The organism is Paenibacillus sp. J22R67, assembly GCF_059692175.1.
Map to the genome: position 1 here is coordinate 243,479 of NZ_JCAUAX010000008.1, position 16,349 is coordinate 259,827.

Consider the following 16,349-nt stretch of genomic DNA (forward strand, 5'->3'; position numbering starts at 1 on the left):
ATAAATGATGAATGGGCGAGAGCTTTTATAAGCCTCTCCTTTTTCTGCACATGAACTCCTTTCATCCTATTCATTGGAAGATTACAGATACATTATGTAACAATGTGATCAGGAAGTATTTAGGTTATTCCGCCTTTTTTTACGTTTTCTTGCCATTTCATTCGTCGGGTGTAAAACAAGTATAGAGACAAAAAAAGGAGGCTGCTCTTAGGCATTTTCTGCCGATCAAGCCCCTCCTGATGTCATTTCTAACCTAGTTACTTAAGATTGATTTATTTCGTATTCAACAGTTTATAAATCAGCATGGCCGCTTGGGCACGATTCGTAGATTCCTTCGGATGAATGCCCTCACCATAACCATCTACTAAGCCCATCTCTACTAGTGCTGTAACACTTTGTAGCGCATAATCTGAAATGTCTGATGTATCTTTAAACGAATCAGCTAAAGAAGTCCCTTTACTTGCTGGGAGCTTATTCAGCGCTTTTAAGGTACGAGCCGTAAGAGTCATCATGTCCTCTCTGGTCACAGACGCTCTCGGGTTGAAGTTATTATACTCGTCTCCCTCTACGATGCCTAAGCTTCTCGCAGCGGATAAGTGCTCATCGAAGTAATCACTCTGCTGCACATCGTCAAAGCGCTCACCTGACCCGCCTTTTACCTCCAAGGCTCTCATCAGAAGAACCACAAAATCGGCACGAGTAACAGGCTGCCCTGGACTGAAAGTGCGCTCAGCTGTGCCATTCACAATCCCCTTCTCAGCTAGGAAGGCAATCGCCGTTTTGGCCCACGTGAAATCGCCAAGATCGTCGAATGGGAACAAATCGTTAATCTCAACAGCAACCGTGGCATTCGACTGCTGATCTGTACTAGCTAGAATGGAATCGACCAATTTAACCTTGCCGATCGCCAGTTCAGCCTTCCCTTCATCGATCGCTTCAAATTTAAGTTTGTACAAAATCTGCTCGCCGTCGTCCCCCTTCGTTCGGCCTATGCGTGTGTGCGCGAGCTGAATATGGTTATCTTTCACAATGGGGGAAACTGAAAAGCCAGGAATCTCCGTAGTCGCTTCTTTTAATTTAAGCTGCTTCGGATTGAAGTCCAAATTGATTTCGTACGCGTAGACATCCTTTAGCTGATGCCCCTTTATTAGTACTTCCACATTTTCTCCTTTGGACGGCTTTTCTGTAAGAACAGTCAGCGTATACGAGGGTGAGTCCTCTGCTGAAGCTGATGCTGAACCCCCTACTATCATCGTTGCAGCGAAAACGGTCATTAAACTTCCTGTCATTAATTTTTTTACTTTCACGTTGGAGTGCCCCTTTCATTTCATTAACTCCAATATAAAAAAATCTAGCATCCATGTATTTAGACTATCTGGTGTAAATTTGCTATTTTCGGATATTTTGACCAAGGAGTTTGAAGCCAACCTGCCCTACAGGAAAAGCAGAAAAAAGCCGAACATAGGAATTAACTTCCCACGTCCGGCTACCTTTTATCTCTATTAACATGTCGTTTTGAGTAATTCTTCATGCCGAGAAATGACGATATCGATAATACATCTGTATATTTCCGAAGCATATTCAGGGTTCAATCCATGTTGTGCGGATAGCTTCGCGATCTTCTGAAACTGTTGATTTTCACGGCTAACATCTTGCGAGTCTAGGTGATTCTCCGCTTTATAGATCCCAACTTCTTCAGTAAATTGAAATCTTTGAGCAAGTAAAGCAATGATTTTCTGGTCGACTTCGTCAATGCCGTTTCTTAGTTCATCTAGTTTTGTCATCTGCTATACCTCCACGTTTAATTACGCGCTTAAACGCTTTTACGTTATAAAGCCAAGTTTGATAAACACAATAGCATATTATTAATGGGAATGTAAATAAAAAGAACCTAAAGATAGATCAGTGATCTTCTTTAGGTCTAATACTTATCGAAAGTATGAGCCATGGCCTCCTCAAGTGTCATGCACTTTATGCCTTTTTGAATAGCATCTATCTAAGCAGGATTAACCCTATTTACCGATTTCCCCTGTAAAAAAGCAGCCACATTCCCTATGGCAATGTCCATCAACAAGCTCCGAGCCTCCAAGGTTGCCCATGCCATATGCGGTGTTACAATACAGTTTCTAGCAAGTACGAGCGGATTGTCCTTACCATGCGGTTCAATAGAAAGCACATCCAATGCCGCTCCCGCAATTTCCCCCTCATTTAGAGCATCAGCCACATGCTGTTCAACTAGGAGCCCTCCCCGCGACGTATTGATGAGAAAAGCGGTCGGTTTCATAAGGGCAACCCTCTCCGCGTTGAAGAGACCTTCCGTTTCCGGTGTAAGCGGGCAGTGCAAACTTACGAAGTCGGAAGCGGCAAGCAGCTGCTCCAGTGGAACACGTTCCACGGATTCCTCACCTGCATCCGGCGCCCTGCCTTCTCTGCTTGCGACCAGCACGCGCATGCCGAAAGCCTGGGCCAATCGGTTAACCTGCTTGCCTATGCGCCCATAGCCGACAATCCCCAACGTTTTCCCCCCGAGCGCAATTTGTCTGCTAACGGTATAACAGAAGTCTGACGATTCCGCCCACTCGCCGGCACGAACACTTTCCCCATGTTGGCCTACTCGGTGGCAAAGCTCCAAAATCAGAGCAAAAACGAACTGAGCCACAGAATCCGTCCCATAGGTTGGCACATTGGTTACAACAATTCCATGTTTTGAAGCAGCCTTAACATCAACGACATTATAGCCTGTTGCCAAAACCCCGATATATTTCAATCGTTTTAAGCGACTAAGCGTCTCCTTCGTAAGCGGCGTTTTATTCGTCAGCACGATGTCCGACTCCTGTATGCGTTCCTCAATAAGGTGAGGCGGCGTTCGGTCATAGACCCTGACTGTCCCTAACTTCTCCAGCTCACCCCAATTCAGGTCACCCGGATTTAGCGTATAACCGTCGAGTACGACAATTTGCATTCTTTCACCTCTTGATTAATACAGCGTATAAATGACTTTATTTTCCGTATAAAATTGCTGATTCGTACTGCCAATGGAAAAAGCGCCAAAACCTGAACGCTTGATACCCCCGAATGGCATATGTGCTTCACTGGCTGTGCCATGATTAATGTGCACCATACCAGCTTCTAGGCGTGCAGCAAACTCGTTCGCATCACGCAATTCGTCAGTGAATACCGATGCCGCTAGGCCATACTCGGTCGCATTGGCGATGCGTATTGCATCTTCTTTCGTATCTGCTTCAATAACCGTAAGCACCGGTCCGAAAATTTCCTCGCGTGCAATGGTCATCTCCTCGGTTACCTTCACGAATAGCGTTGGCTCCATGTAAGCCCCTTTTTGATAATCACCACTACGCAGCACTTTGCCTCCGTATAATAGCTCTGCTCCCTCTTCTTTGCCCAGAGAGACATATCGCTGTACGGACTCCAGCTGTTCTTTATTGACGAGCGGGCCCATATGAACTCCCGGTTCCCAAGCAGGACCTACCCGCAATTGTTTCACCTCTTGCAGTAAAGCCTCTGTTAGTTTCTTTGCTTGCGATTTGAGCACAACTACTCGGCTAATAGATGTACAGCGCTGACCCGAGCAAGCAAAGGCCGCAGACACAATCTGCTTCGCTGCTCCCGCCAGATCTGCGTAATTCAAAACCACTGCAGCATTTTTTCCGCCTAGCTCCAGCTGAGTTCGCGCCAAGCGCCCGGCAGCTGTTTGTTGAATCCTCAAGCCGAGATCCGTTGATCCCGTGAAGCTGATTCCTTTCACACGCGGATGTTTCGTCAGAGGATCCCCGACTCTTGCACCTCCGCCTGTCACCATGTTCACAACTCCGGTAGGCACTCCAGCTTCTGTGAATAACTCCATAAGCCTTGCTGATGCCCATGGTGTTGCGGATGCAGGCTTGAATACGACTGTACAGCCATAGGCAAGCGCAGGCGCGATCTTGCGAACCGGCGTAACAACCGGGAAATTCCATGGAGCAATCGCCGCAACAACGCCAATAGGATAACGTACAACCGTATTTCGTACGTTTCGGCGTTCGCTCGGAGCCGTTTCTCCTACGATACGTGACGCTTCTCCAGCAGCAAAACGTGCTTCTTTGGCTGCCCGGGCCACTTCGCCACGAGATTCGCCAATCGTCTTGCCCTGCTCGGCAGACAAACGGAAGGCTAGCTCGTCGCGATCAAGCTCCAGCAGGTCTGCGAATCGCAGCAGTATTGCTCCCCGTTCCGGTCCAGGAACAGCAGACCAGCTTGGAAAAGCAGCATCAGCAGCCTCAACTGCCTTGTTCACATCTGTGGCATCGGAATCAGCAAAATGACCGAGTATCCTATCATGCTCGGCAGCGTGAGCGATCTGGAATGTACCTCCCCCCTCTGCAGGCATCCACTCTCCGCCTATGTAGTTGCCGTAATTCTGACCGCCGGCTTCTTGCAGCCAATGAAGCATTTCATGGTCTGACATCACGCATTCACTCCTTTCTTTCCCCTGCCGTAATGGCATTGGTTTTGAACATTGCAGCGCGGCATAGTTGTTTGAGATCTTCGTGTGTTGGTTTTACAGGATTCACTGGCACATTGCCCGATTGCATCGCTTCCTCGGCGATCATATCGAGCGACTCATCCGTCACGCCGTAATCCGATAGTGTCTGTGTTATGCCGATATCCTCTTTGAGGCGGCGAATCGCGGATACGGACCTCTCGGCTGCCTCCCGCAAAGAAAGATGATCGGTTTTCTCTCCGAAAATAACGGCAATTTCCTTGAACTTCTCCAAATTCCCAATGACGTTGAACGCCATAACCTCAGGTAAAAGGATTGCGTTTACGATACCGTGTGGAATCTTAAAATGCGCACCTAATGGAATGGCGAGCGCGTGCGAAAGTCCGAGACGCGTCGGATTGAAGGCCATTGCTGCGATCAGACTGGCAAGCAGCATATCGTGACGCGCCTGCAAGTTCTCTCCCTGAACAACCGCAGTCCGCAGACTGCGTGCAATCATTTTCATAGCCTGAATCGACATGCCTTCAGAGATCGGCTGCGTCGCTTTATTGACGAAAGATTCCAATGCGTGCGTCAAAGCGTCCATTCCCGTAGACGCTGTTAGTGATGCAGGCAAAGATACCGTTAGCTCAGGATCGCATAATGCCAGCGACGGGCAATTATACGGACTGCCCACGCTGAGCTTGACCTTTGCTTTTTTGTCCGAGAGCACGGACCAAATTGTAAGTTCACTGCCAGTCCCCGCAGTTGTTGGAACTGCAATGACGTGCGCTCCTTTACGCGGCACTTTGTTTATCCCGACGTAATCGCGAATGTTGCCTTCATTGCCTAGCATCAAACCAACAGCCTTTGCCGTGTCAAGCGAGCTGCCACCTCCGATGCCCACGACCAGGTCGCACCCTTCCGACTTAGCCAGCTCTGTTGCCGTTGCGACAGATTCAATATTCGGATCGGGTTCGATGTCTGAATAAATGACGTACGGTATTTCTGTTTCCTTTAAAGGTAACGTTAATCGGTCAACGCCTCCCGCTTTGAGAACGCCGGGATCGCAGACGATAAGCACCTTGCTACCTCCAAGATCGCGAACATGATTTGGCAGTGTTGATGCAGCCCCATTTCCAAACTCAATGACTGTCGGCAGTTCATATCGAAAAATCCGGTTTATCATCTTTGTTCCTCCCTCTATGTTCAATCGCTATTTTTGGGCAATGATGCTACCACGCTAAAACCTCGATCAGGCCTACGGTCCACATGAAGACCATATTCGTTTCCGTACAGCATTTGTAAACGCTCATGAATATTTCTTAAGCCAAGACTCTTTTTCGGCTCAGCATACTGTCCCGCGCCCGCGCTCGTATACAATGCGCTGCGAATGGCAACCAATTTCTCTTCACTGATCTCTGCTCCATCATCTTCCACGCCGATATGAAGCGATTGCTCATCTACAGCTGCCCAGATCGTAATTCTCCCCTGCTCTTCCTTTGTCTCGATACCATGAAAGATCGCGTTCTCCACCAACGGCTGAATAATCAGTTTGGGAATCTGACAACTCAGTGTATCTTCAGGAATTCGGGTTTCGAGCTCTATGCGGTCTCCATACCGGAATTTCTGTATGCTGATGTAATCGTTGACATGCTGTAGCTCCTCATAAAGGCTGACAATGGGCGCACCTTTAATGCTGAAGCGAAAAATTTTGGCCAGACTGATCGCCATCTCTCCGATGTCCGGAGCTTGATGAATATCAGACAGCCATTTGATGGACTGCAGCGTATTATACAGAAAGTGAGGATTAATTTGCGCTTCAAGCGAGGCGAGCTCCGCTTCCTTTTGCTTCAAATTAGAGACGAATACCGTGGAAATTAAATTCTGAATGTCTCCGATCATGATATTAAAATGCTCATTAAGCTTTCCAATTTCATCTGAATTGTCCACTCTCGCTCGAACCGACATGTTGCCTTCCGCCACTTTTTCCATCAACCGAATCAAGTTGGAAATCGGTCGTGTGATACGCCTGCTTAAAAAGTAGGCAATAATGGTACTCATCACCATCATGATGAGGACGGAGATCATGATAATATTTTTGACTCTGGATGCGTCGACGAACAAGGCGTTTGCAGGAACGACTGTTACTATTTTCCATCCTGTCGTATGGATAGTTGCAAACGCAACCAGCTTACGAGCATCGGGTTCTTCGGTAAAATAATAACCGTTATCCTCAGAAAAAACGGGCTCGAACAGCGAACTTTTCGATGCCTCCAGCTTCTGGGTAACAAGCTTCTTGTCACTGATAGAGATGATATTGTTCGCATCATCCAGAATCATTGAATAGCCGTTTGGAGCTACACGGCCGGTCGTATAGATGTTTTCTAAGGTGCGTTCATTGACGTCCATCCATAGAATTCCCATTGGTTTCCCATAAGAGTTACGAATTTTTTTCAAAAAAGAAACGACATTCGCATTAGAACTAATGGTATATCCGCCAACTTTGTGAGAAGGCGACCATTTTGCATCTTCCGTGTCCGATTGATTAAATGCCTGAAACCATGGATAGTCAGTGAAATTGGGTTTTTCCCTTAACTGGTTAGCCGACGAGAAGTAGCTTCCATTCGAATCAATGAAGTACATACCGTTAATATCGTTGCGGTAAATCGTATATTTATTCATCTCATCTTCAACGCTTCGGCTGATCTGGCTTTTTTCATAATCGGAAGCAAATGGATAGGCTTCTATTTGTTTTTTGATCGGATTAGGTAGGTTAAAAGAGTCATAAAATGCGGTATTGGCCGTTTTCTCGGCATCCTCCAAAATGACTTCCGAGTTAAGTGAAAGCTGATGTACGGTTTGCTGGAGCGAACGGCTCAAGTTATTGTTGATAATATGCGTTGCTACGCTGTATGCGAAGTAACTGACGATCGTCAGAGGCAGCACGACTAGACTCAGAAACGAGAGCATCAGTTTGGTGAATAAATTAAAACGAACCCTTTTCATGGTGCAAGCTTCCTGTATTCGCTCGGCGTCATCCCCGTATGCTTTTTAAACATCTGTCCAAAGTGACGGAAATCTTTGTAGCCTACCGCATCTGCAACCTCATAGTTTTTCATGCCACCTGAAGCGAGCAATTCTTTGGCCTTCTCAAACCGCAGGTCCGCAAGAAAATCCGAGAAGTTGCTTCCCGTTTCCTGAACAAATAAGTAGCTAAGATAGCTGCGGTTAAGGAATACACGGTTCGCTGCATCAGCGAGTGAAATTTCTTCTCCATAGTGCTGATTCAAATAATCAATCACATCGCGAATGACTTTACTGTACGGTTTTGGCAGGTGCTGATGCAGGGTCTGTACAATTTCCTGAAATAGAACATCTAAGCTAACCATTGCATCATTCAATGTATCCGATAAATACAGCACTTCACGAACTCGCTCCCGCAAATCTAGCTGACTATCACGGCTGCGTTCCTTATGCAGCAGTTCCAGCGATTCCGCAAGCTTCAAATAAAAGGCTTCAATGCTTTCCGGATCGTACGAAGCTTCTTTGGCGAAACGCTCCTTCAATTTGTCCAATTCATCCACCAGCGGTTTCGTGCTGCCTAGCTGCAGAGCTTGCGTTATCGTAAGAATCGTTTCATTAGCCGAAAATATCTTTCCCACCGTCTCGGGATTGAAAGTAAAGATCCGCTTGGTTGGACTCATCCAGCGTAATTTCAGCGCCCGGTCCGCGTCGCGATAAGACTGGCGCAGCCCTTGAAGGCCTGAAGCCATACTGCCGAGTCCCCAAGTGGTCGGCACACGCAGGTAATCCAGCACTGCTGCCTGCCCTTTAGTTACAAATTTTTCCATTGAATTGAAACCGTTCTCATTCTCCCTTAAAACCAAGACGAGGCTTCCCGGACGAAGATCAATAAGCTCTCCGCTGCCTTCTGTCCGCAGCAGTTCTTCCAGAATGTTCTGCACAGCAAAATGCAGCAATCCCCCATCACGGAATAACGTACTTTTTTCTTTAAAAGCATTAATTTTTACAAGTGCAACCGCATTTTTGCCGTAAATGGAGTCATTTAAGCCGAGCACATGCTCATAGCGCTTAAGCTCCTTCTCTCCTGTCACGCCAAAGAGCAGCTCCTTAAGCACTTTTTGTCTGGCAAGACCGACCGACTGCTGCAGAAGATGTGACATTTGATCCTGTTCCCGAATTCGGCCCCGTTCTTCCGTGATTTCCTGTGTCACTTTATCAATTGCCTGTCCTAGGGATTTACTGTCGATCGGCTTGAGCAGATAGTCGGTTACACCGCAGGCAATAGACTTCTTGGCATAGCTAAAATCATCGTAGCCGGAAATAATAATAATTTTGATGGAAGGCCACCGTTCTTTAACGATTCTCGAAAGCTCCAAACCATCCAATCCCGGCATCCGAACATCGGTCAGCAGCACATCTGGCTGCCGTTCCTCGACCATTTGAAGTGCTACTCTTCCATTAGGGGCCGTATGAATTTCGCCTATTCCATAGTTGCTCCAATTAATCGCCTTTTGGATACCCATCCGCATCAACGGTTCATCATCTACAATCAATGCTGTCAACATGCTATTGTTCCCCCCTGCAATGGATACTTGTTCTCGGACGATCTCTTTGATACCTATAAAATTCAACGAAACTGCCCCTTTCCCTCTTCATTTCCGTATAGATAGACCAGATTCCAGATTAGGAAAATTCAGGATTATCTTCTAGTTACACGGCTAACCGCCGCAAAATCAAGCTCACCGCTTTCTCTTGCCGCCATCTCGTACAGCTGAAAAGCGTGCGAGGTGATGGGCATTGGTTGACCTAAAGCTTCCTGAAGCGCAATACCGATGTCCTTTTTCATGAGATTAAGCTTAAAGCCCGGCTCGAAATGACGACCTGCAATTGCCTGTGCTTTGTTTGCGAACATCCATGACCCACCGGAGCTGCTGCCAATTACTTTCTGCAAGGCATCCAAATCCACGTCAAGTTTCTCGGCCAAAGCGATAGCCTCAGAAGCAGCCAGCATATGCACGGCGGCGAGCATCTGATTGATTGCCTTAACCGACTTGCCTGCGCCAATCCCGCCAACCGGATGCACCGTTTGAGCAATTGTTCCAAGTATTGGCTGCGCAAGTTCGAGTACCTCTTCACTGCCGCCAGCCATGACCGTCAGCGTCCCTTTCTCCGCACCAATCGTCCCTCCGCTAACTGGAGCGTCCAAAACCAGAACTCCTTTGGCAGCAAATGCCTCCGCAATCTCCTTCATTGCGCCTGGGGAGCCGGATGTCATCTCCAACAGAAGTTGGCTTTCCCTCACTTCAGCCAGCACCTCACTGCTAAGAAGCACCTCCCTCATTTGGCGGTCCTCCGGCAAAATACTGATGATCGCACCGCTAGCTGCAATCGCCCCTGCCGGTGAAGCGTGCACTTCGGCTCCGAGCTTCCGAAGCTCATCAGCCGGCGCCGGATCCCGGTGAACAGTCACGTGCAGCTGAAACCCTGCCTTCGCCAAGTTTCTGGCCATTGGCAATCCCATCGCACCCAATCCAAAAAAGGCGATATGTCGCAACTCTACACCACTCATCGTGATTTCCCCCTTTTGCGTAAATGAAATGATAGAATATGGAAAAACCCCGGTGTGACCGGGATTTCCCTTCTTAGTAGCCTGCAACGGACGCATCGACGGACAGGCCCATTTTATCATAAAGCTTGCGGCGGCTTTTCTTATCCGCTTCCATTTCTTGAAGCGCATACTTCGCTACATCCCATGCTTTTTCAAGAGGTACAACCACGATGCCATCGCCATCTGCCACGATAATATCGTTCGGACGTACAAGTTGGCCGTTAATGTTAACAGGGACATCCTTGGCCTGGAATTCTACGCGTCCTTGTACCATCGTTTGTGATACGTGACGGGAGAAAACCGGTACCTGATTCAAGATCAGCTCATCCGTATCCCTCGCACCGCCATTCGTGATGATGCCACGGCAGCCCTGGATTTTATATTCCAAACCGTTATTAGAGCCGATGATACCAACGTTCGTGTCACTGGCGTCAAGTACAAGCACATCGTCTTCGCCAATTTCTTTCCCCCAGTGATACGTTGCGATATTCCCGTACCAATGATTGGAGAATTTCGTATATGATTCCGGATCCATCGTAGGAATCGTGCGATTCGTCGGTACAAATTGAACGGTTTTGGCAAAACCACAGAAGTTAGTGCGGAACAGAGGCTTGATCGTATCTGTATGGATACTGCCCACGAAATGCATCATATTCCAGTCCATGCCGTCGCGCACATCGGCAACGCGCAGCTTGCGGTAAACATCCATTAGTTTTTGTTTTTCCTCTTTTGTCAATTCGATCATTTTCAGTCACCTCTTCATTGGATTTGGTTAAATCATTTGTAGGCTGTATACGAAGAGCGATTCAATTAAAGCTTCAAACCGCTCGATGCCACACTTTCAATCACATATCGTTGCAGGAATAGGAATAAGACGACCATCGGGATGATGGTTAGTGTAGCAAGGGCAAGGCTGCTTCCTATATAGGTGCCATTCGGTCCAAGTGTGAAATTAGCTACACCGATGGACACGGTGAACATGCTGCTTTTCGATAAGATGAGGAGCGGCCAAAGCAGCTCGTTCCATTTATGCATCACCGTAATAATGGACAAGGTAGCAATTATCGGTGAAGTAAGCGGTAAATATATTTTCATAAATATGGTAAAATGATGGGCTCCATCCATTTTAGCTGCTTCCCCTAACTCATTCGGCAGCGAATCCATGAACTGCTTAACTAGGAATACCCCGAACGGATAAGCGAGTGTCGGAAGTATGACCCCAACAAATGAATTAATCAGGTTCAGTTGGTTAAACACCAGGAAGCGAGTAAACACGATAACTTGGTCAGGCACCATCATGGCGGTAAGGATGATGAGAAGCCAGACTTTTTTACCTCGAAACTCCCCTTTGGATAGGGCATAACCGGCCAGTGTAGCTCCTAAGATGTGACATACCACCGAGCCGGCGACAATAATAATTGAATTTATATAGTACGTACCAATCGGCAGTGACTTGAATATCAAGGAAAAGTTTTTCCACCCGAACTCTTCAGGAACGATGCGAGGCGGAAAGCTGAGCCCGAAATTTGCATTAACATCCAGAGAAATTCCAATCATTAGCACAAAGGGATATAGAAAGACCACGGCCAGCGCTGACAGTAGAAGTAGCCGGAATACCTCAAGCGCTTGATTGCGTCTTGTCATTCGAACCTGCCTCCTTTCATCGTTCCGTTCTCCGGGAGATCTTGAGATTTATCACAGTAATAATCAGAATCATCAGAAACAGCGCAATCGAAGCCGCTGAACCGTAACCGTATTGGGACTTCTCCATCGTTTCTTCATAGAAAAAGAGAACAATCGTTTGCAGCGAACGGAGCGGACTTCCGGCGGCACCTCCAAGGGTATAAACATCATCAAATCGCTGGAAGGCACCGATGACTCCAGTTATGATTAGGAACCACAGGATGGGCTTGATGCCCGGTATCGTGATATAACGCATTTCCTCCCAGCGCGATGCGCCGTCTACACGAGCTGCTTCGTAATAATCTTTGGAAATCGACTGCAGTCCTGCCATCCAGATGAGGATGTTAAAGCCGACTGATTGCCACAGTGCCAAAGCAATGACGACCCATTTGATCAGCGTCGGGTCATTCATCCACGCTTTCGGCCCGATGCCGAACCAGGAGAGCACGTAATTGACTGATCCTGATTGGTCGGGGAAAAACAAGACCTTGAACACGATCACGACTGCGACCGCCGACGTCACATTTGGCAGAAAGTAAATCACCTTAAGCAGCCCTTTACCGTACACAGCCCGGTTAATCAGCGCTGCCAATAGAAACGAGAGCGGCAGCCCAAGCAGTAAGCCGAATAAACCCATGTACAAGGTGTTATAAATGGCAAGGAAGAAATTCGGATCTGTTAGCAGATGTCTATAATTAAACCATCCTGCGAAATTCTCCAAACTGCCGTCGCTCGATACGTAGAAGCTAAGGAGTAATGTTTTGACCATCGGGTAGTAGCTGATCAATGCTAGTACGCCTACCGTCGGAAGCAGATAAAGATACCAGGTAAACTCTTTGAGGAGTCTGCCCTTGGCCGGAGAGTTCCGCTTAATACCCGGAAGAGCTTGCTTTGCATCTGTAACCGCACTCGCGTATGTCGTCGGTTTCATGAGTGAACCCTCCTTTGAGCGGCTATACGGTTTGTGTGCGGGTTACTTTTGGTCAGCAGCATTGTTCTTGGCGAACTCATCCAGTACCTCTTTTTGGGCGGTATCCAGTGCATCTTTAGCTGGCGTATTCTTCAACAGCACTTTTTCCATACCGCGTGTTAAGGCAAATTTGGCTGTCGTGAACCAGATCGGTGACATGTATTGCGCTTGGCTCACCATTTTAAACATCTTCTCGTCATTGGCATCCGGTTTATAGTCAGGCCCCAGCGATTTCGTCGAAACCGGCATCGTGTTCTTCGTTTCCCAAAGGAATCGCTGTCCATTACCGACAGACATCCACTTGACGATTTCCCAAGCAAGATCTTTGTCCTGCGTGTTCTTGACCATTTGTACGCGAATTCCACCTAAGAAACCGCCTGTTCCTTGAGGACCTTTCGGAATCATTGCCACATCGTACCTATCCAGCATTTTGAGCGATTTAAATTTTTGAAGCTGAATGGCAGGCAAATTAATGTACATCGCAATGTTGTTTTTTGGTGTAGACCACTTCTCGGCTCCTTGGCCTTGCATCATTCCCGAAGGTGTAAATGGCATCAGTGATTTGTAGAAATCAGCTGCCTTTACCATGCCCTCGCTGTTCAAGGTTACCTGATTCAGATATTCTTTATATCCCATTTTGCCCATATCGGCGCCGAATGTATTGGCGATCATGGTGACTGCGTAGCCCGCTTGATCAGCGGGAATTCGAGTGTAGATTCCGTAAGTTTGCTCACCTGTTTTCGGATTTTTGCCGGTCAGTTTTTTTGCCTTATCGAGAACTTCGTCCCAGGTTGGATTTTCAGATAGCGGCTGTACACCATAATCGGCAAAAATTGTTTTGTCAAAATAAATACCGGAGCCGTCTACAGCGATTGGCAGCGCGTTATTGACCGTTTTCCCGTCTTTATCGACTTCTAGTGGACCCGTCAGTAATGTGGGTGATAAGTATAAATCTTTGCTCCATTCTTTATCTTTTTCGAGGAAAGGCGTCAAATCTTCGCTCAAGCCCTGGTTCCACATGAATTTGCTGTCCGATTCGATCGATACATCGATTTGGCGCGATTCCACGAGTGCTTTCGCTTTCGCTTGATGATCCTTATACGGATAGGTCACAACCTCGAAGTCAATGTTCGGGTAATCTTGCTTGAGTCGCTTCTTCAACTCGTCGGCCCCGTAGACCATTTCCCCTGTGAGCGGGTCAGGCGCTGTTTGATCATTTAAGCCAACATAACCGATCCGGATTTTCCCTTTCAACTCAGGCTTTGCCTTAATCGGAGAAGTAGACTTCCCTGCTGCCTCTCCTGCTGCGCTTCCGCCTTGCGCTGTATTCTCGCTCTCTCCGCTGCTGCAGCCTGCTGAAGTTGCTAGGAGCATTACTGCCATTGATAACGTAAGCCACTTGTGTTTCATGATTCGGCCTCCCTGTTTCTCTTATGTGCGGTACCGCTTACATCCTTATTGTAGCGGAGCCTGGACATAATTGTTAGGCGGCCTTGTTTGGATTATGTGGACTTTATTTGGGAGCCTTCTTGGACTGAAACTTGGTGGACCGCAGCTTCACTTAACTGTAATCCGTATTTCAGGCCAATCTCATTAAGTTCAGCTGCTACCTTAAGAGGAAGTTCAATGCCATCTCGCTTACGAGATTCCGTTTGTCTTTGTTCAATTTCCCCAGGCACCATAATTTCTTTCACACCTGGCGCTTTCGGCTCGTTTTTAATTTGCCGGATGTACTGATCGACCCTTTGTTTAAATAAGTCCAGCGGAATAAATCGGTTAATATCTATTGCTATGAAAAAATGACCAACATTTTGCGGTTCATTCCAATTGTCATACATGTTGTTTACATACTGCCCATAGCCCGCTCCGGTTAACACGCCAGACAAAATATCAATAAACATGGATATGGCATAGCCTTTTGGACCTCCAACCGGAAGAACAGAACCCTCCAATGCTGCCTCCGCATCCGTTGTAGGGTTCCCTTCTTTATCGATCCCCCAGCCTAGAGGAATCGCTTCCCCCTTTTGTGCAGCCACGATGATCTTGCCTCTCGCGACAACACTCGTTGCCATGTCTAAGATAAAAGAGTTTTCCTCACCTGCCGGAACCCCCACACACAATGGGTTGGTACCGATAAAAGGGCGAACGCCCCCCGTTGGCGGCATGGTCTGGGATGCGTTCGACATGACGAGAAGAATCAGGTTCTGCTCAATCGCTCTCTGTGCATAGTAAGCCCCGGTGCCAAAATGATTGGAACCTTTCACTCCAACGACCGCTGCACCATATTGCTTAGCCCGCTTCATCGCCATATCCAGCGCATAGCTTCCCACCACGGCTCCGAAGTTGTTGCTCCCATCAATTAGCAGCGTGCTTCCATGCTCCGACACAACCACTGGCTCAGCTTGCGGGTCCATCATTCCCTTTTCTACACGTTTCAAATAGATGCCTGTACGCACGACGCCGTGAGATTCAACTCCGCGAAGATCTGCTTGAATTAGCGACTCCGCCACAATGGACGCACGATCCGCAGGTACGCCAGCACGGATAAACACATCTCGGCAGAAGGATTGCAGTTTCTCCCATTGATAAGTAAGAGGCAAACTCATACCCCTTCACAGCCCTTCTGCTTTAAAGTTAGATCCACCCAATCGCGGTTCACCGTACCATTCTCAATGGACTGTAAAATTTGCTGCTCACGCACCTGCTGCTCACGAATCAGCTTTAGCAAACCTTCCGCCTCTCTCAGTGGCACGATGGCCAAACCATCCTCGTCGCCGACGATGATATCACCTGGCTCGACAATCATCCCTCCAACTGAAACAGGTACGTTGATTTCTCCAGGTCCGTCCTTATAAGGTCCCCGATGCGTAATGGCTCTGGCATAAACCGGGAAGGTGTCATTCGCGAAAGCAGCGGTATCACGAATTGCTCCGTCAATAATGAATCCGGCGATTTGCTTTTTCTGAGCCAGCCTAAGCATAATTTCACCGACGATCGAATTGGTCGTATCACCGCCGGCATCAACTACAATGACATCTCCAGGTTCTGCCAAGTCGATCGCTTTGTGTACCATCAGATTGTCACCGGGTCTTGTCTTGACGGTTAATGCCACACCTACTAGTTTGCTGCCTGCTTGGTGGTACGGACGCAGCCCTGAGCAAATGGCGTGCATGCGATTTAAATTATCACTAATGTGCGGGGTAACCACATCATGAAACTGATGAAGCAAAGTTGAGCTTGGGCGTTGTGACCGCTGAAGAATTCGAAAACCTAAATTAGACATGTTGGCACACTCCTTAGAAAATTTGGAAGAAGAATAAGTTCTCTGGATAATTGGAAGTACGATTGCTGCGCGAGTTGGTTTATCGATTTAGGAAATCGATTTACAAGTAAAATTTAACATGTTTATTTCAATTCAGCAAGCGGTTTCAGTAAAAAAATTCAAAAAAAAGACCTGACAGAAAATAATCCGTCAGATCTTACAACCACCGATTTCGTGCACCCTGAAAATTTATCCATTCTTATCTTTCAACACACCAGTAACGGGAACTTTTCCTGTTAAAAGGTCACGCAAAGCGTCA

14 protein-coding genes are annotated in these 16,349 nt (G+C 47.4%); all 14 read right to left on the minus strand.

What is annotated here, in order from left to right; all coding sequences use genetic code 11:
• Window positions 1–272: 272 nt before the first annotated feature.
• The gene (locus tag AC58VC_RS26845; protein ID WP_497373117.1) at window positions 273–1,307 is read right to left on the minus strand and encodes an S-layer homology domain-containing protein; all 1,035 of its coding nucleotides are present in this window, start codon (window positions 1,305–1,307) and stop codon (window positions 273–275) included.
• A gap of 195 nt (window positions 1,308–1,502) precedes the next feature.
• Entirely contained in the window at window positions 1,503–1,784 is a 282-nt protein-coding gene (locus AC58VC_RS26850) for a chorismate mutase (RefSeq protein ID WP_497373119.1), read from the minus strand.
• A gap of 212 nt (window positions 1,785–1,996) precedes the next feature.
• A complete protein-coding gene (locus tag AC58VC_RS26855; protein WP_497373121.1) occupies window positions 1,997–2,962 on the minus strand; it encodes a D-2-hydroxyacid dehydrogenase in 966 nt (321 codons plus the stop codon).
• Window positions 2,963–2,977: 15 nt separating this feature from the next.
• Window positions 2,978–4,465, minus strand: coding sequence for an aldehyde dehydrogenase family protein (locus AC58VC_RS26860; protein WP_497373123.1), 1,488 nt, complete (start codon window positions 4,463–4,465; stop codon window positions 2,978–2,980).
• A 7-nt stretch (window positions 4,466–4,472) separates the two neighbouring features.
• Complete coding sequence (locus tag AC58VC_RS26865) at window positions 4,473–5,669, minus strand: iron-containing alcohol dehydrogenase (RefSeq protein ID WP_497373125.1); 1,197 nt, start codon at window positions 5,667–5,669, stop codon at window positions 4,473–4,475.
• Window positions 5,670–5,689: 20 nt separating this feature from the next.
• Window positions 5,690–7,489 (minus strand): cache domain-containing sensor histidine kinase, encoded by a 1,800-nt coding sequence (locus tag AC58VC_RS26870; protein ID WP_497373127.1) that lies wholly within the window; start codon window positions 7,487–7,489, stop codon window positions 5,690–5,692.
• Window positions 7,486–9,072 (minus strand): response regulator, encoded by a 1,587-nt coding sequence (locus AC58VC_RS26875; RefSeq protein ID WP_497373129.1) that lies wholly within the window; start codon window positions 9,070–9,072, stop codon window positions 7,486–7,488. The genes AC58VC_RS26870 and AC58VC_RS26875 overlap by 4 nt, the downstream gene beginning before the upstream one ends.
• Before the next feature lie 134 nt (window positions 9,073–9,206).
• A complete protein-coding gene (locus AC58VC_RS26880) occupies window positions 9,207–10,076 on the minus strand; it encodes an NAD(P)-dependent oxidoreductase (protein WP_497373131.1) in 870 nt (289 codons plus the stop codon).
• A 73-nt stretch (window positions 10,077–10,149) separates the two neighbouring features.
• On the minus strand, window positions 10,150–10,860 hold the full coding sequence (locus AC58VC_RS26885) for an RraA family protein (protein ID WP_497373133.1): 711 nt from the start codon (window positions 10,858–10,860) through the stop codon (window positions 10,150–10,152).
• A gap of 65 nt (window positions 10,861–10,925) precedes the next feature.
• Window positions 10,926–11,759: a carbohydrate ABC transporter permease gene (locus AC58VC_RS26890; RefSeq protein ID WP_497373135.1), complete on the minus strand. Its 834-nt coding sequence runs from the start codon at window positions 11,757–11,759 to the stop codon at window positions 10,926–10,928.
• Window positions 11,760–11,775: 16 nt separating this feature from the next.
• Window positions 11,776–12,729 carry a carbohydrate ABC transporter permease gene (locus tag AC58VC_RS26895; RefSeq protein ID WP_497373137.1) on the minus strand — a complete coding sequence of 318 codons (954 nt, stop codon included), beginning with the start codon at window positions 12,727–12,729 and terminating at the stop codon, window positions 11,776–11,778.
• A gap of 42 nt (window positions 12,730–12,771) precedes the next feature.
• Window positions 12,772–14,178 carry an extracellular solute-binding protein gene (locus tag AC58VC_RS26900; protein WP_497373139.1) on the minus strand — a complete coding sequence of 469 codons (1,407 nt, stop codon included), beginning with the start codon at window positions 14,176–14,178 and terminating at the stop codon, window positions 12,772–12,774.
• Window positions 14,179–14,270: 92 nt separating this feature from the next.
• Entirely contained in the window at window positions 14,271–15,374 is a 1,104-nt protein-coding gene (locus tag AC58VC_RS26905) for an Ldh family oxidoreductase (RefSeq protein ID WP_497373141.1), read from the minus strand.
• A complete protein-coding gene (locus AC58VC_RS26910) occupies window positions 15,371–16,051 on the minus strand; it encodes an RraA family protein (RefSeq protein ID WP_497373143.1) in 681 nt (226 codons plus the stop codon). Before AC58VC_RS26910 ends, AC58VC_RS26905 begins: the two co-directional genes overlap by 4 nt.
• Window positions 16,052–16,349 lie beyond the last annotated feature (298 nt).

Bases quoted from the DNA above. Each gene is read 5' to 3' on its own strand.
- AC58VC_RS26850 (WP_497373119.1), bottom strand. From the start codon at position 1,784: ATGACAAAACTAGATGAACTAAGAAACGGCATTGACGAAGTCGACCAG.
- AC58VC_RS26855 (WP_497373121.1), bottom strand. From the start codon at position 2,962: ATGCAAATTGTCGTACTCGACGGTTATACGCTAAATCCGGGTGACCTG.
- AC58VC_RS26860 (WP_497373123.1), bottom strand. From the start codon at position 4,465: ATGTCAGACCATGAAATGCTTCATTGGCTGCAAGAAGCCGGCGGTCAG.
- AC58VC_RS26865 (WP_497373125.1), bottom strand. From the start codon at position 5,669: ATGATAAACCGGATTTTTCGATATGAACTGCCGACAGTCATTGAGTTT.
- AC58VC_RS26870 (WP_497373127.1), bottom strand. From the start codon at position 7,489: ATGAAAAGGGTTCGTTTTAATTTATTCACCAAACTGATGCTCTCGTTT.
- AC58VC_RS26875 (WP_497373129.1), bottom strand. From the start codon at position 9,072: ATGTTGACAGCATTGATTGTAGATGATGAACCGTTGATGCGGATGGGT.
- AC58VC_RS26880 (WP_497373131.1), bottom strand. From the start codon at position 10,076: ATGAGTGGTGTAGAGTTGCGACATATCGCCTTTTTTGGATTGGGTGCG.
- AC58VC_RS26885 (WP_497373133.1), bottom strand. From the start codon at position 10,860: ATGATCGAATTGACAAAAGAGGAAAAACAAAAACTAATGGATGTTTAC.
- AC58VC_RS26890 (WP_497373135.1), bottom strand. From the start codon at position 11,759: ATGACAAGACGCAATCAAGCGCTTGAGGTATTCCGGCTACTTCTACTG.
- AC58VC_RS26895 (WP_497373137.1), bottom strand. From the start codon at position 12,729: ATGAAACCGACGACATACGCGAGTGCGGTTACAGATGCAAAGCAAGCT.
- AC58VC_RS26900 (WP_497373139.1), bottom strand. From the start codon at position 14,178: ATGAAACACAAGTGGCTTACGTTATCAATGGCAGTAATGCTCCTAGCA.
- AC58VC_RS26905 (WP_497373141.1), bottom strand. From the start codon at position 15,374: ATGAGTTTGCCTCTTACTTATCAATGGGAGAAACTGCAATCCTTCTGC.
- AC58VC_RS26910 (WP_497373143.1), bottom strand. From the start codon at position 16,051: ATGTCTAATTTAGGTTTTCGAATTCTTCAGCGGTCACAACGCCCAAGC.